The 21,606-nt window shown below is 28.6% G+C and carries 18 protein-coding genes; all 18 read left to right on the top strand.

Translation table 11 applies throughout. The features are described from left to right. The first annotated feature begins 13 nt into the window (after positions 1-13). The 18 genes from RGC78_RS05365 (at position 14) to RGC78_RS05280 (ending at position 21,571) form a co-directional block, all read left to right on the top strand. Positions 14-808, top strand: a complete 795-nt coding sequence (locus RGC78_RS05365) for a phosphatidate cytidylyltransferase (protein WP_252212861.1) — start codon at positions 14-16, stop codon at positions 806-808. 142 nt (positions 809-950) lie between these two features. Next, positions 951-1,919, top strand: coding sequence for an AI-2E family transporter (locus RGC78_RS05360; protein WP_252212860.1), 969 nt, complete (start codon positions 951-953; stop codon positions 1,917-1,919). 51 nt (positions 1,920-1,970) lie between these two features. Then, entirely contained in the window at positions 1,971-3,128 is a 1,158-nt protein-coding gene (gene dxr / locus RGC78_RS05355; RefSeq protein ID WP_252212859.1) for a 1-deoxy-D-xylulose-5-phosphate reductoisomerase, read from the top strand. A 16-nt stretch (positions 3,129-3,144) separates the two neighbouring features. Then, positions 3,145-4,164 carry a M50 family metallopeptidase gene (locus RGC78_RS05350; RefSeq protein WP_252212858.1) on the top strand — a complete coding sequence of 340 codons (1,020 nt, stop codon included), beginning with the start codon at positions 3,145-3,147 and terminating at the stop codon, positions 4,162-4,164. 11 nt (positions 4,165-4,175) lie between these two features. After that, complete coding sequence (ispG, locus tag RGC78_RS05345; protein WP_309556186.1) at positions 4,176-5,225, top strand: flavodoxin-dependent (E)-4-hydroxy-3-methylbut-2-enyl-diphosphate synthase; 1,050 nt, start codon at positions 4,176-4,178, stop codon at positions 5,223-5,225. 105 nt (positions 5,226-5,330) lie between these two features. After that, complete coding sequence (locus RGC78_RS05340; protein ID WP_434062229.1) at positions 5,331-9,689, top strand: PolC-type DNA polymerase III; 4,359 nt, start codon at positions 5,331-5,333, stop codon at positions 9,687-9,689. Between the two features lie 282 nt (positions 9,690-9,971). Beyond that, positions 9,972-10,433: a ribosome maturation factor RimP gene (rimP, locus tag RGC78_RS05335; RefSeq protein WP_252212856.1), complete on the top strand. Its 462-nt coding sequence runs from the start codon at positions 9,972-9,974 to the stop codon at positions 10,431-10,433. Positions 10,434-10,450: 17 nt separating this feature from the next. Continuing rightward, positions 10,451-11,605 carry a transcription termination factor NusA gene (gene nusA / locus RGC78_RS05330; protein WP_252212855.1) on the top strand — a complete coding sequence of 385 codons (1,155 nt, stop codon included), beginning with the start codon at positions 10,451-10,453 and terminating at the stop codon, positions 11,603-11,605. A 14-nt stretch (positions 11,606-11,619) separates the two neighbouring features. Continuing rightward, positions 11,620-11,886 carry an RNase P modulator RnpM gene (gene rnpM, locus RGC78_RS05325; RefSeq protein WP_252212854.1) on the top strand — a complete coding sequence of 89 codons (267 nt, stop codon included), beginning with the start codon at positions 11,620-11,622 and terminating at the stop codon, positions 11,884-11,886. Then, positions 11,879-12,199, top strand: coding sequence for a ribosomal L7Ae/L30e/S12e/Gadd45 family protein (locus tag RGC78_RS05320; protein WP_252212853.1), 321 nt, complete (start codon positions 11,879-11,881; stop codon positions 12,197-12,199). The genes rnpM and RGC78_RS05320 overlap by 8 nt, the downstream gene beginning before the upstream one ends. Before the next feature lie 19 nt (positions 12,200-12,218). Beyond that, positions 12,219-14,282, top strand: a complete 2,064-nt coding sequence (gene infB, locus RGC78_RS05315) for a translation initiation factor IF-2 (protein WP_252212852.1) — start codon at positions 12,219-12,221, stop codon at positions 14,280-14,282. A gap of 13 nt (positions 14,283-14,295) precedes the next feature. Beyond that, the gene (gene rbfA, locus RGC78_RS05310; protein ID WP_003374634.1) at positions 14,296-14,646 is read left to right on the top strand and encodes a 30S ribosome-binding factor RbfA; all 351 of its coding nucleotides are present in this window, start codon (positions 14,296-14,298) and stop codon (positions 14,644-14,646) included. Continuing rightward, entirely contained in the window at positions 14,646-15,623 is a 978-nt protein-coding gene (locus tag RGC78_RS05305) for a DHH family phosphoesterase (protein ID WP_252226289.1), read from the top strand. Before rbfA ends, RGC78_RS05305 begins: the two co-directional genes overlap by 1 nt. Continuing rightward, a complete protein-coding gene (gene truB / locus RGC78_RS05300) occupies positions 15,620-16,495 on the top strand; it encodes a tRNA pseudouridine(55) synthase TruB (RefSeq protein WP_252226291.1) in 876 nt (291 codons plus the stop codon). Before RGC78_RS05305 ends, truB begins: the two co-directional genes overlap by 4 nt. 16 nt (positions 16,496-16,511) lie before the next feature. Continuing rightward, the gene (locus RGC78_RS05295) at positions 16,512-17,438 is read left to right on the top strand and encodes a bifunctional riboflavin kinase/FAD synthetase (RefSeq protein ID WP_252226293.1); all 927 of its coding nucleotides are present in this window, start codon (positions 16,512-16,514) and stop codon (positions 17,436-17,438) included. A 116-nt stretch (positions 17,439-17,554) separates the two neighbouring features. Further along, a complete protein-coding gene (gene rpsO / locus RGC78_RS05290; RefSeq protein WP_003373351.1) occupies positions 17,555-17,818 on the top strand; it encodes a 30S ribosomal protein S15 in 264 nt (87 codons plus the stop codon). A gap of 81 nt (positions 17,819-17,899) precedes the next feature. Continuing rightward, complete coding sequence (locus RGC78_RS05285; protein ID WP_252212848.1) at positions 17,900-20,005, top strand: polyribonucleotide nucleotidyltransferase; 2,106 nt, start codon at positions 17,900-17,902, stop codon at positions 20,003-20,005. A gap of 258 nt (positions 20,006-20,263) precedes the next feature. Then, positions 20,264-21,571: a M16 family metallopeptidase gene (locus RGC78_RS05280; RefSeq protein ID WP_252212847.1), complete on the top strand. Its 1,308-nt coding sequence runs from the start codon at positions 20,264-20,266 to the stop codon at positions 21,569-21,571. The last annotated feature ends 35 nt before the right edge of the window (positions 21,572-21,606 follow it).

Here is a 21,606-nt window from a genome sequence, read left to right as displayed (position 1 = left end):
GGGGTGACTGTTTTTGAAATCTAATAATAGATACTTAGGTGCACTTATGATTGCTCCATTTATAATATTTATTTTTCTTGGAGGAATTTATCTTAAATCATTTGTTATTTTATTATCAGCAATGGGACTTTGGGAATTCTACAATGCTTTAAAAAAGAAGGACTTTAATCCAATATCAGTTTTTGGATATGCATTATTAATTATGTATTATTTTTTAAATAATGATTTTAATATAATGATGTATGTAGTAGTTCTTGCCATGTTTATATTGTTGATTATTCCAGTAATAAATTTAGATTATACATTTATAGATGTTTCTTTAACATTTTTAGGTTTTATATATGCTGGTATTTTATTTAGCTTTGTATATTTAGTTAATGCAAAACATCATGGAGAATTTTTAGTTTGGCTTATATTTATAGGATCATGGATGACAGATACAAGTGCATATTACTCAGGAAAATTTTTAGGTAAACATAAACTTTGTCCAAAGGTTTCTCCAAAGAAAACAATTGAAGGATCTATCGGAGGTCTTTTAGGCGCAATTTTATGTTGTGGTATATTTGGAATTATAGTTAATAAATATGTATATGTCATGCCTTTATATCATTATTTTATTATAGGAGCTTTGTGTGGTGTGTTTAGCCAGTTTGGAGACTTAGTAGCCTCTTCAATAAAAAGATATGTAGGAATAAAAGATTACAGCAATTTAATACCTGGTCATGGTGGAATATTAGACAGATTTGATAGTATAATTTTTTCATCAACAGTTGTATTTTATTACTTAAATTTTATAGTTGGAATTTAATATTTATTAAAAAATCTGTAGATTTAAATTTAAGTCTGCAGATTTTTTTTGTTGTAAAATTTAAAAATATAGATTTTGTTAAAGATAAATAATAATTAAATTGTTACTTAGGGCATATATTATAAAAAGTGATTTTAGGGTGGTGTATAGTATTTTTGAGAAATATAAAAAAATAATATCTTTAACAGTATTACTTTTTATAATAGTTATAATTACATATATTATAAAATATTATTTTAAACCTTTTTTAGCAATGATATTTATATCCATAATAGCTGCTCCACTATATAAGCTTATGATAAAATTAAATATTCCATATAAGATTTCAGGAGCTCTAAGTATTGTTTTAGTTAATATACTTTTAATATTGATTATATTATATTTAGGAAATGAAATATTCAATGTATTTCAAAAGATATATTTGAGTAATGTAAACACAATAAATAGAATTATACAAGATATTTCATTAGAACTTGATTTGCAATTAAAAAAGCTTGATTTGGGTAAGAGTGTAATATCCATAATAAATCAAGAAAGTATAAGAAGAGGGGCACTAACTACAGGTGAAGGAATAATAGCTTATTTTATAGGAAATATATGTGCTTTCTTTATATTAGTAGATGGGGAAAAAATAAAAAGTTTAGTTTTAATGTTATTTCCAAGTGAAATGATTAAAAAAATAAAAAAACAAAAAGAAAATTTTAGTCAAATGTGTTTGATAGAAATAAGTTTAGTTTTGATATCAACACTTGAGATTATAGGAGGATTCTTTATATTAAATGTATCTAATTATTTTATATTAGGAATACTTTGTGGTATTTTAGATGTGTTACCTTATGTAGGAACTATAATTGTATTTATTCCAATTATAATATACAATATTGTAATGAAAGATTATCTTACTGCATTTGGACTTATGTGTTTATATATATTAGTTCAAGTCATAAGAGAAATTTTAGAAGCAAAATTTTTAAGTGATAAACTAGATATACATCCTTTAATTGTATTAATTTCTATATATATTGGGGTAGAAGTATTTGGGATTTTAGGAATACTAGTTGGACCTATGTACAGTATTTTGGCAAAAGAAATAGTATATAGTTCTAGTTAAACAATTTATAAAAATTAGTAGCATTTTATAATGTACTTTAGGAGGAAAGAAATGAAAAAGCTATCTATATTAGGGGTTACAGGTTCAATAGGAACTCAAGCCTTAGATGTAATAAAAAAATCAAATGGAGAATTAAAATTAATTGGAGCAACCGCTAATTCTTCAGTAAATAAAATGATTGAAATTATTGAAGAATTTAATCCTAAATATGTAGGTATGATGGATAAGACTTCTGCAGAGAAATTAGAAAAATACTGCAAAGAAAGAAATAAGCCAACAATAGTTTTATCTCAAATGAAGGGTCTTAATAAAATAGCATCTCTAGAAGAAATTGACATAGTTTTGACATCTTTAGTTGGTATGATAGGCTTAGAGCCAACATTAGAAGCGATAAAGGCAAAAAAAGATATAGCACTTGCAAATAAAGAGACATTAGTTGTTGCAGGTGAACTTGTTATGAGTGAAGCTAAAAAAAATAATGTTAAAATACTTCCTGTTGATTCAGAGCACAGTGCTATTTATCAATCTTTAAGAGGAAATGATTTAAATACTTTAAATAAAATAATACTTACAGCATCAGGTGGACCTTTCAGAGGTAAGAAATTATGTGATTTAAATGATATAAGTGTCGATGATGCTTTAAATCATCCTAAGTGGAATATGGGAAGAAAGATTTCTATTGACTCAGCTACTTTAATGAACAAAGGTCTTGAAGTAATAGAGGCACATTGGCTTTTTGAGTGTGATTATGATAATATACAAGTTGTTATTCATCCTCAAAGCATAGTACATTCTATGGTTGAATATTGTGATGGAAGTATAATAGCACAACTTGGAGCAGCAGATATGAGACTGCCAATACAATATGCTCTTAATTATACAGAAAGAAAAAATTTAATAGCAAAAACATTAGATTTTTATGAAGTATCACAGTTAACTTTTGAAAAACCGGATTTAGAAACTTTTAAGCCATTAAAATTAGCGTTTAAAGCAGGTAAACAAGGTGGACTTATGCCAACTATATTAAATGGTGCTAATGAAGCGGCAGTAGCATTATTTTTAGACGAAAAAATTGAGTTTTTAGATATTTTTAATATTATAGAAAATTGTATGAATGCATTTGAAGAAGAAAGTAAAAAGCCTTTAACTTTAGAGAATATAATTAAAATAGATAGAAAAGTTAAAAAATATGTAGTAGATATGAAATAGGAAAGGATGAAAAAATATGAATCTAGTAGCTATATTAGGGGCTATTTTAGCGTTTAGTGTTTTAATAATTGTACATGAACTTGGCCATTTTACATTAGCAAAATTAAATGGAGTAAGAGTAGAGGAATTTGCTATAGGAATGGGCCCTAAGGTGATTTCTAAAAAAGGAAAAGAAACAACATATTCATTACGTCTATTTCCTATTGGTGGTTTTGTAAATATGATGGGTGAAGAAGAGGCAGTTCAAGATGAGAGGAGTTTTTCAGAAAAATCGCCTCTTAGAAGGATAAGTATTATAATAGCTGGAGCTGCAATGAATTATATATTGGCAATAGTAATATTTGCGTGTATTGCAGGAAAATTTGGATACAAAGTGCCAGAGATAGCAACTGTTCTTCCGGATCATCCAGCAATAGAAGCAGGCTTACAAGAAGGCGATAAATTTTTAAAAATAGATGGTTCACGAGTTTTTACAGCGGATGATATTAGAGTTGGAATAATTATGGCAAAAGGTGAGCCTGTTGATCTTACAGTAAAAAGAGGAGAAGAAATTAAAAATTTAACTATAACGCCAAAATTAAATAAAGAAAATGAATATATCGTAGGTATAGGTTTTGGAGTAGAAACTAATCCAAGTATAGGTGCTAGCTTGAAACATAGTGTTAATCAAACAGCTTCTTTAGTGTCTCAAACATTTAAAGGTCTTAAAATGATATTTACAGGAAAATCAAATTTAAAGACAGATGTGGGAGGTCCACTTACAATAATTAAAATGTCAGCTAAAACTGCTGAAAGTGGTATTTGGGATCTAATGTATTTTGTTGGTTTTATAAGTGTTAGTTTAGCTGTGTTTAATATGTTACCATTCCCAGCTTTAGATGGAGGTTGGACAGTAATACTATTAATTGAATTAATAACAAGAAGAAAAGTTCCAAATAAGATAGTTGAAAATTTAAATTATGTAGGATTTATGTTACTTATAGGTCTTATGATTTTAGTAACTATTAAAGATATCATATTCCCTGTTAAGTTTTAGGAGATGAAAATATGGAAAGAAGAATTTCAAAGAAAGTTAAAGTCGGAAATACTTATGTTGGTGGAGATGCACCAATAACTATTCAATCAATGACTACTACTGATACAAGAAATGTGGAAGATACATTAAATCAAATAAATGAACTGTACAGAGTTGGCTGTGATATAGTGAGATGTGCAGTATTAGATATGGATGCAGCAAAAGCACTAAAGGAAATAACAACTAAATCACCGATACCAGTAGTTGCAGATATACATTTTGATTATAGATTAGCAGTTGAATCAATAGAAAGTGGTGTATCTGCTTTAAGAATTAATCCAGGCAATATTGGAAGTGAAGAAAAAGTAAAGATAGTTGCAGAAAAATGTAAAGAAAAAAACATACCTATAAGAATAGGTGTTAACTCTGGATCTTTAGAAAAAGATATATTAGAAAGAGATGGAAAACCTACAGCACAAGGTTTAGTTGAAAGTGCTCTAAGACATGTTAAGATTTTAGAAAAATTAGATTTTAACGATATAGTTATTTCAATAAAATCATCAGATGTAAGGATGATGATAGATTGTTATAGATTAATAGGAGATAAATGTGATTATCCTCTTCATTTAGGGGTTACAGAATCAGGAACTGTAACTAAAGGTACAATTAAATCAAGCATAGGTATAGGAACTCTTTTAGCTGAGGGAATAGGTGATACTATAAGAGTGTCTTTAACTAGTGATCCTGTTGATGAAATTAAAGTTGCAATAGAAATACTTAAGTCATTAGGATTAAAAAAAGGTGGAGTAAACTTTGTATCTTGTCCTACATGTGGAAGAACTCAAATTAATCTTATTAAGATAGCAAATGAAGTTGAAAAAAGATTAGAAAATTGCAATAAAGATATTAAAGTTGCTGTTATGGGATGCGTTGTAAATGGTCCTGGAGAAGCAAGAGAAGCAGATATTGGAATTGCTGGAGGTAAAGGTGAAGGAATCATCTTTAAAAAAGGCGAAATAATTAAAAAAGTTAAAGAAGAAGAGTTAATAAATGCTTTGATGGAAGAAATAAATAATATTTAGTTTAGAAGATAAAAAGGATATTTTGTGATTTATAAATTAAGCATTATAATATAAGAATAAGTATAGGGGGATGAAAATCCCTCTATTTATTCTTTAGAGAGGAGAGTGGTTCTTATTAGTCAAGACTTTATAAAACAATTAACAAAAGAAATTAATAAGAATGAAATTTTAGAAAATAAAGAAATAAGACTATTAAGATTTCAGTTTTATAAAAAAAGTCAAATATTAAAAATAGTGCTGAAATCATTAGAATCACTTACAAGTCAAGAAGAAGAATATTTGAAAAAGTTAATTATAGATAATTTAGGATTTAATATAGATATAGAATTTTTGTGTTATCTAGATGTTAGTAATACATCATTAGAAGAAATTAATTCAAAATATTGGATTAATATTGCAGAAGAAATAGCAAAAAAATACCCTCTGTGTCGTTCTATATTATATTCCAAGAACAGAAAAGTTGATGAAAAAGTTATAAATATATATTCAGGAAATGAAACTTTAATAAATCATGCTTTAAATAAGAAAATAGATAAATTGCTTCAGAATAATATAAAAGATATTTTTAGTATTTCAACAAAAGTTAATTTTAGTTTTGATTCAAATTTAATGATTGGTGAAGAATATGAAGCAAGTAAAAAAGAAGAAAATATTAAAATAATAAAAGAAGTTATGAATAATAGAACTATAAGTTCAGATGGTTCTAGTTCAAAAGTATCTAAATCACAAAAATCCGGTGAAAATAATTATAGAAAAAATGATAATAAGCCAAATTATGCTTCTTACAAGAAAGAACCAAAGGATGAAAATACTATTCTTGGAAGAGGTATAAGGATGGAATCTACACCTATAAAAGATATAGATGAAACAACTGGATATGTAGCTATTATAGGTGAAATTTTCAAAACAGATATTATAGAAACTAAAACAGGAAAAACAATATTAACTTTTTATATTACAGACTATACAAGTTCTATCACTGTAAAGTGTTTCTTAAAACCTCAAGAAAAAGAAGCGGTATTGGATGAAGTCAAAAAAGGACTTTATTGTAAAGTTAGAGGTGAAGCTGTATTTGATACTTATGCAAGAGAAGTAGTAATAATGGGTAGAGATATAGCTAGAATGAAAAAAATTGATAGAATGGATGGAGCTCAGGAAAAGAGAATAGAACTTCATCTTCATACTAATATGAGCAGTATGGACGGTATTACATCTGCATCTAAAATAATAGAGACTGCTGCAAAATGGGGGCATGAAGCAATTGCAATAACGGATCATGGTGTAGTTCAGGCATATCCAGAAGCACAACTTGCTTCTAAAAAAAATAAAATAAAGATATTGTATGGAGTTGAAGGTTATTTAGTTAATAATGGGGTTCCTCTTGTAATAAATGAAAAAGGTTATACATTGGATGATACATTTGTTGTTTTTGATTTAGAAACAACCGGATTTTCTCCTGTTAATGATAAAATAATAGAAATTGGAGCAGTTAAGATTAAAAATGGTGAAATTATAGATAAATTTAGCTGTTTTGTTAATCCAAAAAGAGATATTCCATATAAAATCACACAACTTACAAGCATTGATAATAATATGGTTAAAGATGCAGACATAATAGAAAATATACTTCCGAAATTTATGGAGTTTTGTGAAGATACTGTAGTAGTTGCACATAATGCAGCATTTGATACGGGTTTTATAAAAAAGAATTGCAGAGATTTAAATATAAGGTTTGATCTTCCAATATTGGATACAGTTACATTATGTAGATTTTTATATCCTGAATTAAAAAAGGTTAAACTAAATATAGTTGCTAAATTCTTGGGAATTTCTCTTGAAAATCATCATAGAGCAGTAGATGATGCAAAAGCAACAGCAGATATACTTTTAAAATCTTTTGAGAAAATAGAAGAGGATTTTGAAATAAATGATTTGAAATCTTTAAATGATTTGTTTTTATCAAAAGTGGATATAAGAAAACAACCAACTTATCATATTATTATTTTAGCTAAGACGCAAGCAGGATTAAAAAATTTATATAAATTAGTATCTAAATCTCATATAGATAATTTCTTTAGAAGGCCAAGAACACCAAAGACTCTACTTTCTGAATTTAGAGAAGGCTTAATTATAGGGTCTGCATGTGAAGCAGGAGAAGTATATAAAGCTGTATTAGAAGGACGAAGTGATGATGAAATAAAAGAAATTATAGAATTTTATGATTACGTTGAAATTCAACCTATAGCTAATAATAATTTCCTTATTGCAAAAGGGTCAGTTAAAGATGAAGAAGAATTAAGAGAGATTAATAGAAAAATATATAGATTGGGTAAGGAATGCAATAAACCTACTGTTGCTACGGGAGATGTACATTTCTTAAATCCTAATGATGAAGCTTTTAGAAGAATAATTATGGCAGGGCAAGGCTTTTCTGACGCAGATAATCAGCCACCACTTTATTTAAAAACAACAGAAGAAATGTTAAAAGAATTTTCTTATTTAGGAAAAGATATCGCAAAAGAAGTTGTTATTGATAATCCTAAAAAAATATCTGATAGTATAGATGTGTTAAAGCCAATACCAGATGAAACATATCCACCTAAAATTGAAGGTGCAGAAGAAGATATAAAGAATATGACATTGAATAAAGCTCATGCTATTTATGGAGAAGTTCTTCCAGAGGTAGTTCAAAAAAGACTAGATAAAGAACTTAACTCTATAATAAACAATGGATATGCCGTATTATATCTAATAGCTCAAAAACTAGTTGCTAAATCTACGGAAGATGGTTATTTGGTTGGTTCAAGAGGATCCGTTGGGTCTTCATTTGTAGCAACTATGTCTGATATCACTGAAGTTAATGGATTGCCACCGCATTATGTATGTCCTAAGTGTAAGAAATCAGAATTCTTTTTAGATGGTTCAATAAGTTCAGGGGCAGATTTACCAGATAAAAATTGTCCTGATTGTGATGTACCATATATAAAAGATGGTCATGATATACCGTTTGAAACCTTCTTAGGGTTTGAAGGAGATAAAGAACCTGATATTGACCTTAACTTTTCAGGAGAGTATCAAGGGGTAGTACATAGGTATACAGAAGTACTATTTGGTAAGGGTCATACATTTAAAGCAGGAACAATTGGAACAATAGCAGAAAAAACAGCTTATGGATATGTAAAAAAATATTTAGATGAAAGAGAAATTATAACCTCTTCAGCTGAAATAGAAAGACTTACACTTGGTTGTACAGGAATAAAAAGAACTACAGGACAACATCCAGGTGGAATAATGGTTGTACCAGCTGATAATGAAATTTATAATTTTTGTCCTATACAACATCCAGCTGATGATAATGATACAGATGTTGTAACAACACATTTTGATTATCATTCAATAAGTGGTAGATTATTAAAATTAGATATACTTGGACATGATGATCCTACTGTTCTTAGAATGTTACAAGATTTAACAGGACTTGATCCGAAAACAATACCTTTAAATGATGAAAAAGTTCTTAGTCTTTTTACATCACCAGAAGCATTAGGCGTTACAAAAGAGGAACTAGAATGTGAAGTTGGAAGTTATGGACTACCTGAATTTGGTACCAAATTTGTAAGAGGGATGCTTGTTGATACACAGCCTAAGACTTTTGCAGATTTAGTAAGAATATCAGGACTTTCCCATGGTACAGATGTTTGGCTTAATAATGCTCAATATTATATAAAAGAAGGCTTTACTACATTAAGAGATTGTATAGCAACAAGAGATGATATTATGGTTTACTTAATGTATAAAGGACTACCACCAAAAAATGCATTTACAATAATGGAAAAAGTAAGAAAAGGAAAAGGTCTTTCAGAAGATGATGAAAAACTTATGAAAGAACATGAAGTACCAGAATGGTATATTGGATCATGTAAAAAGATAAAATATATGTTCCCTAAAGGTCATGCTGTTGCATATGTAATGATGGCTGTTAGAATAGCATATTACAAGGTATATTATCCAGAAGCATATTATGCAACGTATTTTACAGTTAGAGCTGATGATTTTGATGCGAACTTAGTGTGTCTTGGAGACGGTGCTGTGCATACAAAACTTCAAGAATTATATGAGCTTGGAAATAATGCAAGTGTAAAAGACAAAGGATTAATAACTGTATTAGAATTATGTTTTGAGGCTTATAAAAGAGGCGTGAAATTCTTACGAGTAGATTTATATAAATCAGAAGGAATAAAATTTAAAATTGAAGATGGAGCACTTCGTTTACCATTGAATTCTTTGCCTGGAGTTGCGGATAATGCAGCCAAAAATATAGTTGAAGCAAGAGTAAAAGGTGAATTTATATCTAAAGAAGATTTAAGAATAAGAGCAGGGGTTTCAAAAACTGTTATAGAAAGTTTAAGCAGTCATGGATGCTTAGATGGTTTATCAGAAACGAATCAATTATCTTTATTCTAGAAATACTAAGACTTAAAAATATACCTTTAGCGTAAAACAAAAGAATGAATTAATATCTAAATTCAAGCTTTTATTTATAACTCTTGTATTTATCTATTATTTATGATATTATGTACTTAGTTTTTAATGTCAATAGGCTATAAAAGTGGAGTGGGAAATTACCCGCTCTTTCTATTTGTAACGCAACTACTTTAATATAGTTGCGTTTTTGATTATGATTTTATAATTAAAAACGAATGCATTAATTTTAAAACTGAATATAGCAGAGGAGGTTTCATAAATTTGAGAAAAGATATGTTACTTGAAAAAGTAGAAGAATTAGTTAAACCAATAGTAGAAGAATTATCATATGAGTTATACTATTTGGAATATGTAAAAGAAAATGGCGAATATTATTTAAGAATTTATATTGATAAAGAAGAAGATAGTATATCACTAAACGATTGCGAAAAAGTTTCAAGAAGAGTTAGTGAAATACTAGACGTTGAAGATCCAATTGAAGATTCATACTATTTAGAAGTTTCTTCACCAGGATTAAATAGAGGACTTTATAAAGAAGAACATTTTAAAAAGTTTATTGGAAGAGAAGTTTTAGTAAGATTTAATGGATCTTTAGAAGGTATGAAGAAAATACAAGGTATATTAAAAGAAGCTGACAATGAGTTTATAACAGTTCAGGGAGAAAAAGAATTAAAAATTCCAACTGAAAAAATAAAAGGTGCAAACTTAGAGGGAGAAATATAAATAAGGAGGAGATTAAAATGAATGAAGAGTTTGTAGGGGCTCTTAAAGAGATAGTAAAGGAAAAAGGAATATCAGAAGATTTACTTTTTACTACTATTGAAGATGCAATGGTTGCTGCGTATAAAAAGAATTATGCAAATTTAAATACATCAGCACAAAATGTTAAGATAAGTATAAATAGAGAAAATGGGGAAATTCACGTATATGCTCAAAAAATGGTTGTTGATGAGGTTTATGATGAAGTAACAGAAATTTCATTAGAAGAAGCCAAAGCAATTAACCCTAAGTATGAAGTTGATGATATTGTGGATTTAGAAGTAACTCCTAAAAACTTTGGAAGAGTAGCAGCTCAACTTGCTAAACAAGTAGTTACACAAAGAATTAAAGAAGCTGAAAGAAATATAATTTATAGTGAATATAAAGAAAAAGAATTTGATATAATAACAGGTACTATATTAAGAAAAGATAAAGGTATGGTTTTTGTTAGTTTGGGCAAGATTGAAGGTATAATAGGTCCTAATGAACAAATGTCAAATGAAGACTATAGATTTAATGAAAAATTAAAACTATATATAGTTGAAGTTAAAAATACTTCAAAAGGAGCTCAAGTTCATGTCTCAAGAACACATCCAGGTTTAGTTAAGAGATTATTTGAATTAGAAGTTCCAGAAATATTTAATGGTGTAGTTGAAATTAAGAGTATTTCAAGAGAAGCAGGATCAAGAAGTAAGATAGCAGTGTATTCTAACGATGAAGAAGTAGATGCAATGGGAGCTTGTGTAGGTCCTAAAGGTGTTAGAGTTCAAAATATAGTAAATGAACTTAAAAATGAAAAAATAGATATAATAAAATGGAGTAAAGATCCAGCAGAATTTATTTCTAATGCATTAAGTCCAGCAAAAGTAATAAGTTCAGAAATAAATGAAGATAGCAAATCAGCTAAAATAGTAGTTGCTGATGATCAACTTTCATTGGCTATTGGTAAAGAAGGCCAAAATGTAAGACTTGCAGCAAAACTTACTAATTGGAAAATAGATATAAAAAGCAAGTCACAACAAGAAGCTTTAGAAGCAGAAGAAGAAAAGGCTATAGATCAAGATGTAGATATGTCAGAAGAAACTATAGAAAATGTGGCTGGATTAGATCTTAAATGTGAAGATATAGAAGAATAGGAGAGGTGTTTTTAATGAAAGTTAAGAAAATTCCTCTAAGAATGTGCACTGGTTGCATGGAAATGAAACCTAAGAAAGAACTAATAAGAATAGTTAAAAGCCCAGAAGGTGATATATCAGTTGATCTAACTGGTAAAAAATCAGGAAGAGGTGCTTACATTTGTAGAGATATAGAATGTTTTGAAAAAGCATTTAAAGCTAAAAGATTAAGTAGAAACTTAGATAGCTCTATAAGTGAACAAATATATGAAAGACTAAAGGATGAAATAGAAAATGAATAAGTTCTATAATTTTTTAGGTATTGCCAAAAAATCAGGAAATTTGTTAGAGGGTTATAGTAAATGTGACGATTTAAGAAATAAACTTGATATTTATTTGTTTATAATATCTAATGATTTATCACAGTCTTCAAAAGAAAAATTTATAAAACATTGTGTTCAAAGAAATATACCATATATTAATAGTTTCTCCAAAGAAGAATTAGGAAGTCCTATTGGTCGTGATCAAATTATGATACTAGGAATCCTAGATAAAAATATGGCAAAAAAATTGCTTGAAATATATGAGGAGGAGAAACAATATATGAGTAGATAATAATAACGGGGGTGACTTTATGTCAAAAATAAGAGTATACGAATTAGCAAAAGAACTTAATGTAAGTTCAAAAGATTTAATAACATTATTAATGGATGAGTTTGGTGTGGAAGTTAAAAATCATATGAGTGCTATTGAGGATGAAGAAGCTCAATTAATAAAAGAATTATTAGCAACTAAACCAGAATATGCTGAAGGAAGTTCAGAAGAAGCAAAAAGTTTAGTTGATGAATATGAAGAAATTCTACAAAACGAGCTTAACAAAGCTAAAAAGAAAAAGAAAAAGAATAAAAGAGAAGATAAAGACGATGAAAATGAAGAACTTGAGACTGAAGTAATTGAAATTGGAGAAACTATTACAGTTAAGGAATTAGCTGAAAAATTAAATAAACCTTCAAATGATGTTATCAGAACATTAATTTTCTCAGGAGTTATGGCAGCAATAAATCAAGAAATAGATTTCGCAACAGCTGAAAAAGTATGTGAAAGCTATGGTGTAATACTAGAAAAGTTAGAAGTTACAGAAGAACTTGAAGCAGTAGAAGTTGAAGAAGATGATGAAGAAAATCTTGCAAAAAGACCACCAATAGTAACTGTTATGGGTCATGTTGACCACGGTAAAACATCGTTACTTGATGCTATAAGAAAAGCAAAAGTTACTGATACAGAAGCAGGTGGTATAACTCAACATATAGGAGCTTATACTATAAATATAAATGGTGAAGAAATTACATTCTTAGATACTCCAGGCCATGAAGCTTTTACAGCAATGAGAGCACGTGGAGCACAAGTAACAGATGTAGTTATATTAGTTGTTGCAGCTGATGATGGAATTATGCCTCAAACTAAAGAAGCAATTAATCACTGTAAAGCTGCTGGCGTACCTATGGTTGTTGCTATAAATAAAATTGATAAACCAGGTGCAAATCCAGATAGAGTTAAACAAGAATTAACAGAACATGGATTAGTAGTAGAAGAGTGGGGCGGAGACGTTATATGTGAAGAAGTATCTGCAAAGAGTAATTTAAATATTGATAAACTACTTGAAATGGTATTACTTACAGCTGAAATGCTTGAACTTAAAGCTAACAAAGAAAGAAAAGCAAAAGGAACAGTAATCGAAGCTAAGCTTGATAAAGGTAGAGGTCCAGTTGCTACATTATTAGTTCAAAATGGTACTTTACATGTTGGTGACGCAATTATTGTAGGATCTACATATGGTAGAATAAGAGCAATGTTTGATGATACAGGTAAAAAAATCAAATCTGCTGGTCCATCAATTCCAGTTGAAGTTTTAGGCCTTTCAGAAGTTCCAGAAGCTGGAGATAGATTTAATCAAGTAAAAGATGAAAAAACAGCTAGAATAATGGCAGATAAGAGAAAAGATAAAGAAAAATCTGACTCATTAATGAGTGGTAATAGAGTTTCTTTAGAAGATTTATATAGTCAAATTAAAGAAGGAAAAGTTAAAGAACTTGGTATAATAGTAAAAGCCGATGTTCAAGGATCAGTTCAAGCTATTAATCAATCACTAGAAAAACTTTCAACAGATGATGTTAAAGTAAGAGTAATTCATGGTGGTGTTGGTGCAATAACAGAAACTGACATAACTTTAGCAACTGCTTCAAATGCAATAGTTATTGGATTTAATGTAAGACCTGATAATAATGCAGTAGCACAAGCTGATAAAGAAAATGTAGAGATAAAAACTTATAGAATAATTTATGATGCTATAGAAGATGTTAAATCAGCTATGATAGGAATGCTTGAACCAGAATATAAAGAAGTTATTTTAGGATCAGCAGAAGTAAGAGAAACTTATAAGATTTCAAATGTTGGAACAATTGCTGGTTGTTATGTACTAAATGGTAAGCTTCAAAGAAATGCTGAAACAAGAGTTATAAGAGATGGTATAGTTATTTTTGAATCAAGCTTATCATCATTAAAGAGATTTAAAGATGACGTTAAAGAAGTTAATACTGGATATGAATGTGGATTGACAGTAGAAAAATTCAATGACGTTAAAGAAGGCGATATCCTTGAATGCTTTATGATGGAGGCAATCAAGAGAAAAGAGCTATAAAGAGGTGATGTAAATGCCAAACTATAGAGGCGGCAGAATTAACGAAGAATTTAAAAGAGAAATAAGTAACATTATTCAAAATGAAATTAAAGACCCTAGACTTACTGCTATGATTTCTGTTACAGACGTTAAGGTTACTAAAGACTTAAGATATGCTAAGGTATATGTAAGTATATTCTCAACAAAAGAGGAAGAAAAAAAGGATAACTTTACGGCTTTAAAGAGTGCTAGTGGATTTATAAGAAAAATCCTAGGTCAAAGAATAAATGTAAGACACAACCCAGAAATATTATTTGAATTAGATGACTCAATAAATTATGCAATGCATATTGATGAGTTAATTCAAAAGGTAAAAGATAAATAATGTCTTTACAAAGTATAAAGGAAGAGATATTAAAAGCTAAAAAGATTGGATTATCTTTTCATACATCTCCGGATGGAGATGCTATAGGAAGTACTTTATCACTTCTTAAAGCACTTAGAACTATAGGAAAAGATGCTTATATTATTTCAAGAGATGTTATCCAAGATAACCTCTCTTTCCTTTCTTTATCTGAAGAAGTTGATGGAAATACACTAGAACCAGACCAATACACTGATTTAGTTATAGTAATGGATTGTGGTAATGTAGAGAGAATTTCTGCAAATTTAGATAATTATAATGGAAAAATTATAAATATTGATCATCATTTATCAAATGAACAATATGGATATATAAATTATGTAGATCCTAAAGCAGCAGCCACAGCAGAAATATCATATTTACTTATAAAAGAATTAGGTATTGATCTTAGTAAAAAAGACGAGAATAATTTAGAGATGGCAAAAGCAATTTATACATCTTTAGTTACAGATACGGGGTCTTTTAGGCATTCTAATGTTACAAAGAGAACACACGCAATAGCTTCAGAACTTATAGGGTTAGGATTAGACAATAGTAAAGTACACAGCAGTCTTTTTGATAATAGGGAATTTAATAAAATAAAATTAATGGGTTATGTGTTATCAAATTTAGAATTAGCATTAAATAATAAAGTAGCAGTAATGGAAATACCATATCATATACTAGAAAAATTTAATTTATTAACAACAGATACTTCAGATATAATTTCTTTTGGTCTTGGAATAAAGGGCATAGAAGTTGCTATATTATTAAAAGAATCAGAAAAAGGAATTAAAACTAGTTTAAGATCAAAAAACAATGTTGATGTAAGAAAAGTAGCAGAAATATACGGTGGTGGTGGACACATTAAAGCAGCAGGTGCCCTTCAAAAAGGTGTAAATTTAGAAGAAGCTAAAAATAATTTACTAAAAACAATAAAAGAAGAGATGAAGTTATGAATGGTGTACTAAACGTATTTAAAAATAAAGGAATGTCTTCTTTTGATGTAGTTAGAAAAATAAAATTTACAGCAAAAGAAAAAAAAGTTGGACATACAGGAACTCTTGATCCAGAAGCTGAAGGTGTTTTACCAGTTTGTCTAGGAAAAGCAACTAAGATTATAGATTATATAATGAATTCTAGAAAAGTATATAAGGTAAAATTGTTGCTAGGTAAAAATACAACTACCTATGATTTAGAAGGTGAAGTTGTAAAAGAAAGAGACACTTCTCATATAAAAGAAAATGATGTAAAAGAAAGTATACTTTCTTTTATGGGGGAATATGATCAAGTCCCACCAATGTATTGTGCATTGAAACAAAATGGAGTAAGACTTTATCAACTTGCAAGACAAGGAATTGAAGTTGAAAGAGAAGCAAGACGTATTACTATTTATGATATTTGTGAGATTGATTATGATTTACCGTATGTGTCTTTTAAAGTTACATGTTCAAAAGGTACATATATAAGAAGCTTATGTTATGACATTGGTGAAAAACTAAATGTAGGAGCAACCATGGTTAATTTAATAAGAACTGAAACTTCTGTATTTAAAGAAGAAGATAGTATTAATATTGAAGATTTAACACCAGAAAATATTGAAAGCTATATAATAAGTATAGAAGAGGCACTTTCATCTTATCCTAAATTGACAGTGAATACTTCATTTACAAAATTATTAGTCAATGGAGTAAAGGTATATGATAAAAGATTAAGCGATGAAGTTATAGAAAATAATATTTTGTATAGAGTATATGATAAAGAAAATACTTTTATAGGACTTGGCATGAAAGATAGCAAAGGATTTAAGATACAAAAGTTATTATTTTAAAGTGGGAGTAATAAAGATGATTATTATAGAAAACAACTTTGAAGATGTACAAACTTATGATAATTATGTTGCTCTTGGAAGTTTTGATGGATTACATATAGGACATTTATCATTAATAGATGAAGTTACCAGGATAGCAAAAAAAAATAATGGTAAAAGTATGGTCTTTACATTCAAAAATCATCCAAGAAAATTTATAAATCCAAGTAATACTCTTAAACTTTTGATGGAAAATGATGACAAGATAAAGATGTTAGAAGATAAGGGTATTGATATAGCATATTTTGCAAATTTTAATGAAGAATTTATGAAAATAACACCAGAAGAATTTATAAAATTTCTATGTATTAATTTAAATATAAAAGGAATAATAGTAGGTTTTAATTATAAATTTGGATATAAAAATTCAGGTGATACTAAACTTTTAAAAGAACTTGAAAAAAAATATGAATACGAATTACATGTTATGGATTCATGTACATATAAAGATGAAGTTATAAGTAGTACTCGAATTAGAAAAGAATTAGAAGCTGGTAATGTTTCAGAAGCTAGTATCATGTTAAATAGACCATATATTATAAAAGGCGAAATTGTACATGGTCGAGAAATTGGAAGAATGATGGGATTTCCGACGGCTAATTTAAAGTATAATAAAGACATTATTTTACCTAAAATAGGTGTATATTATACTAATGTTAGAGTCAATAATAAAATATATAGAGGAATCACTAACATAGGAAATAATCCAACAGTTAATGGCAAAGAGATTACTTTAGAAACTAATATTTTAAATTTTGATGATGACATTTATGGAAAGATTATGGAAGTTAATTTTATAAAAAAAATAAGAGATCAAAAGAAATTTGATTCTGTAGATGATTTAGTAAATGAACTTAAAAACAATAAATTATTTGCAGAGAAAGAAGAAATAGTTGTTAAATAATATTTATTTACAATAATCATTAGTTTTGATATAATACACATTGAACCTACTTCTAAGTTTGAAGGTGCCATCTTTTTACTTGGAAATAAGGGGATAAAATACACGGAGGTGCACTTATGGATAAGGCAAGAAAATTAGAAATTATTAAACAATACGGAAGAAGTGAAGGAGACACTGGTTCACCAGAAGTTCAAATCGCTTTATTAACAGAAAGAATTAACTCATTAACAGGACATTTAAAAGTTCACAAAAAAGATCATCATTCAAGAAGAGGTCTTTTAATGATGGTTGGACATAGAAGAGGTCTTCTAAACTATTTAGCTGATCAAGATATCGAAAGATACAGAACAATAGTAAAACAATTAGGTTTAAGAAGATAATTTTTAGAGCGGATCTTCCGCTCTATTATTTTAAAAAAATTATAAAAAATATAAAGAGAGTTTGAAAGGAGGGTTTCAAAGATGAATAACGTTTTATCAACTAACATTGCTGGAAAAGAAATGAAAGTTGAATTCGGGAAAATAGGTATGCTATCAAATGCAGCTACATTCATGAGCTACGGAGATACTGTTATTTTAACTAATGTTAATGCATCAAGTGAGCCAAGAGTAGGAATTGATTTTTTCCCTCTAAGTGTTGAATATGAAGAAAGATTATATGCGGTAGGTAAAATACCAGGTGGTTTTATAAAGAGAGAAGGAAGACCATCAGAAAAAGCTATATTAAATGGTAGAGCTGTAGATAGAACTCTAAGACCTTTATTCCCAAAAGGATATAGAAATGATGTTCAAGTAGTTTGTACTGTTGTTTCTGTAGAAAAGGATAATTTACCAGAAATATTAGCTATTAATGCAGCATCAATGGCATTATGCTTATCAAGCATACCTTTTACAATCCCAGTTGCAGCTGTTCAAGTCGGACTTATAGATGATAATTTTATTGTTAATCCAAATGCAACTGAACGTGAAGAAAGTACTCTTCATTTAACAGTTTGTGCAACTAAAGAAAGAGTAATGATGATAGAAGCAGGTGGAAATGAAATTCCTGAAGATACTATGATTGCTGCTATTAAATTTGGATTTGATGAATGTCAAAAAATAATTAACTTCCAAGAAGAAGCAGTTAGTAAATTTGGTAAGGAAAAAGATGTTCCAACATTATTTACTGTTGATGAAGAAGTAGAAAAAGATATAAAAGAATTTGCTTCAGATATGATAAAAGAAGCCATGTATATAACTGATAAAGATGAAAGAAATGCAGCTATAGATGCTGTTAATCAAAAAGTTAAAGAAGAATTTGGCGAAAAATATGAAGATAAATTTGGAGATATAAAAGAAGTACTTTATAACATGCAAAAGAAAGTCGTAAGACATATGTTATTAAAAGACAAGAGAAGACCTGATGGAAGAGCTTTTGATGAGGTGAGACCTTTAGGCTGTGAAGTTGGATTACTTCCAAGAACTCATGGAACAGGATTATTTACAAGAGGATTAACTCAAGTAATGACAGTAGCAACATTAGGTGCTGTAGGAGATATACAAATCTTAGATGGAATAGATGAGGCTCAATCAAAGAGATATATGCATCACTATAACTTCCCAGGATATAGTGTAGGAGAAGTAAAACCTTTAAGAGGACCAGGTAGAAGAGAAATAGGTCATGGAGCTTTAGCAGAAAGAGCACTTGAACCATTAATCCCATCTGAAGAAGAATTCCCATATACAATTAGATTAGTATCAGAAGTATTAAGTTCAAATGGATCTACTTCACAAGCATCAGTTTGTGGTTCAACATTAGCATTATTAGATGCAGGTGTTCCAATAAAAAGACCAGCAGCAGGTATTGCTATGGGATTAATTACTTCAGAAGACTTATCAGAAGAACAAGTATTAACTGATATTCAAGGAATAGAAGATTTCTTCGGAGATATGGACTTTAAGGTAGCAGGTACTACTGAAGGAATTACATCAATCCAAGTTGATACTAAGCTTAAAGGATTTAGTTTTAATGTAGTAGAAAATGCAATTCGCGATGCTAGAAAAGCTAGATTAACTATAATAGATAAAATTAATGAATGTATATCAGAACATAGAGAAGATGTTTCTTTATATGCTCCAAAGACAGAAACAATTCAAATAGATCCAGACAAGATAAGATCTGTAATAGGCGCAGGTGGTAAAGTTATCAATAAGATAATTCAAGATACAGGCGTTAAAATTGATATAAAAGAAGATGGATCTGTATTTGTAAGTTCAAGTGATCACGAAGGTGTTAAAGAAGCAATAAAGATAATCGAAGGATTAACTAAAGATGTTAAGGCTGGAGAAATTTATTTAGGTAAAGTAACTAAAATAACTACATTTGGAGCTTTTGTTGAAATTCTTCCAAATAAAGAAGGCTTAGTTCATATATCTAAATTAGATAAAGAAAGAGTTAATAAAGTAGAAGATGTTGTTTCTGTAGGAGATGAAATCTTAGTAAAAGTTACTGAAATTGATTCACAAGGTAGAATAAATCTTTCAAGAAAAGATGTTCTTTTAGATCAAGAAAACAAAGAAGAAAAATAAAGGGCAATTAAATTGCCTTTTTATTCTTTTTTCATATGTTTTTTATATAAATATATATAAATTAATGACTTTAAAATCGCTTTGGCGATTTTTTTATTATAATCATTTAAAATTTCCCCTTAACATATAGCATGGATTGTAATTGTTAGTATATAAATATAATAATAAAAAAATTTCATATTAAAATTTATTATGGGAAAAATATTTTTATACCTGCATGATTTTAAGTAATTCATAGATGGAAGGAGAGCAATAATTATGTATAATACGTATACTTTAGATAATGGACTTAGAGTTATAACAGAAAAGATAGATCACTTAAATTCAGTAAGTGTTGGAATAATGATACAAAATGGTTCTAGAAATGAGGTTGAGGAAGTAAATGGAATATCTCATTTTATTGAACACATGTTTTTTAAAGGAACTAAAAAAAGAAGTGCAAAACAAATAGTAGAAGAAATAGAAAATGTAGGTGGACAAATAAATGCATTTACTAGTAAAGAAGCAACTTGCTATTATATAAAAGCGTTAAATACTCATTTAGATTTAAGTTTAGATGTGCTTTCAGATATGATATTAAATTCAAATTTTGATGAAGAAGAAATAGAAAAGGAAAAAGGTGTAGTAATAGAAGAAATTAATATGAGTCAGGATTCGCCAGAAGATGTATTAGATGATGAACATTCAAGGGCTGTTTTTAGAGAGAATCCATTATCATATCCTATACTTGGAACTATACCTAAAATAAAATCTTTTACTAGAGAAAAAATTTTAAATTTCATATCAGAAAAATATACTCCTTACAATTCAGTAATATCAGTTTGTGGAAAATTTGATGAGAATGAATTGAAAAAATTAATAGAAGATTGTTTTGGTAGTTGGAAAAGTAAAGAAAAATACATACCTGAGTATAATACACCAATAATACATTGTAAATCAGGATATGTGAATAAAGAAATAGAGCAATTACATATTTCTTTAGGGTTAAAGGGGTTACCATATAGAGATAAAAATAGTTATCCATTAGTACTTTTAAACAATGTTTTGGGGGGAGGAGCTTCTTCTATACTTTTTCAAAAAGTAAGAGAGGAATTAGGACTATGTTACACAATTTGTTCTTATTTGCAACCGTTTCAAGGTATAGGAACTATAAATATATATACAGGTCTGAGCAAAAATTATGCACATAAAGCACTTGAAGTTATAAATAAAGAAGTAATAGAATTCTCAAATAATGGAATAACAAAGAATCAATTAGAAATTAGTAAAGAGAAAATAAAAGCTACGTATATTTTAGGACTAGAAAGTACGAGTTCAAGAATGTTTGCAAATGCTAAAAGTTATCTTTTTACTAATGAGGTATTTACAGAAGAGGAAGTTATAAGAAGAATAGATGCTATAAACCAAAATGACATACAAAACGTTTTAGATGAATGTTTTAAACCAGGAATATTAAATGCTGGCTATGTAGGTCAAGAGGTAAATTACAATGAGTTAAGTAGAATAATATTGGCAGATACAAAAGCATATAATAATTCTTCAAATAGAGATAAAGTTAACATATAAATTTATTTTGTAATAAATATACTTCTTTAATCATA

The organism is Clostridium aquiflavi (assembly GCF_031344075.1).
Taxonomy (GTDB): Bacteria; Bacillota; Clostridia; order Clostridiales; family Clostridiaceae; genus Clostridium; species Clostridium aquiflavi.
Note: the sequence above shows the minus strand (reverse complement) of the source record. Positions and strands in the feature narration are given on the sequence as shown.

Excerpts from the sequence above, each read along its gene's own strand:
- infB (WP_252212852.1), top strand. The coding sequence starts at position 12,219 with ATGTCAAAAATAAGAGTATACGAATTAGCAAAAGAACTTAATGTAAGT.
- RGC78_RS05295 (WP_252226293.1), top strand. The coding sequence starts at position 16,512 with ATGATTATTATAGAAAACAACTTTGAAGATGTACAAACTTATGATAAT.
- RGC78_RS05285 (WP_252212848.1), top strand. The coding sequence starts at position 17,900 with ATGAATAACGTTTTATCAACTAACATTGCTGGAAAAGAAATGAAAGTT.
- rpsO (WP_003373351.1), top strand. The coding sequence starts at position 17,555 with ATGGATAAGGCAAGAAAATTAGAAATTATTAAACAATACGGAAGAAGT.
- RGC78_RS05305 (WP_252226289.1), top strand. The coding sequence starts at position 14,646 with ATGTCTTTACAAAGTATAAAGGAAGAGATATTAAAAGCTAAAAAGATT.
- rnpM (WP_252212854.1), top strand. The coding sequence starts at position 11,620 with ATGAAAGTTAAGAAAATTCCTCTAAGAATGTGCACTGGTTGCATGGAA.
- truB (WP_252226291.1), top strand. The coding sequence starts at position 15,620 with ATGAATGGTGTACTAAACGTATTTAAAAATAAAGGAATGTCTTCTTTT.
- rbfA (WP_003374634.1), top strand. The coding sequence starts at position 14,296 with ATGCCAAACTATAGAGGCGGCAGAATTAACGAAGAATTTAAAAGAGAA.
- RGC78_RS05320 (WP_252212853.1), top strand. The coding sequence starts at position 11,879 with ATGAATAAGTTCTATAATTTTTTAGGTATTGCCAAAAAATCAGGAAAT.
- dxr (WP_252212859.1), top strand. The coding sequence starts at position 1,971 with ATGAAAAAGCTATCTATATTAGGGGTTACAGGTTCAATAGGAACTCAA.
- RGC78_RS05280 (WP_252212847.1), top strand. The coding sequence starts at position 20,264 with ATGTATAATACGTATACTTTAGATAATGGACTTAGAGTTATAACAGAA.
- RGC78_RS05350 (WP_252212858.1), top strand. The coding sequence starts at position 3,145 with ATGAATCTAGTAGCTATATTAGGGGCTATTTTAGCGTTTAGTGTTTTA.
- nusA (WP_252212855.1), top strand. The coding sequence starts at position 10,451 with ATGAATGAAGAGTTTGTAGGGGCTCTTAAAGAGATAGTAAAGGAAAAA.
- ispG (WP_309556186.1), top strand. The coding sequence starts at position 4,176 with ATGGAAAGAAGAATTTCAAAGAAAGTTAAAGTCGGAAATACTTATGTT.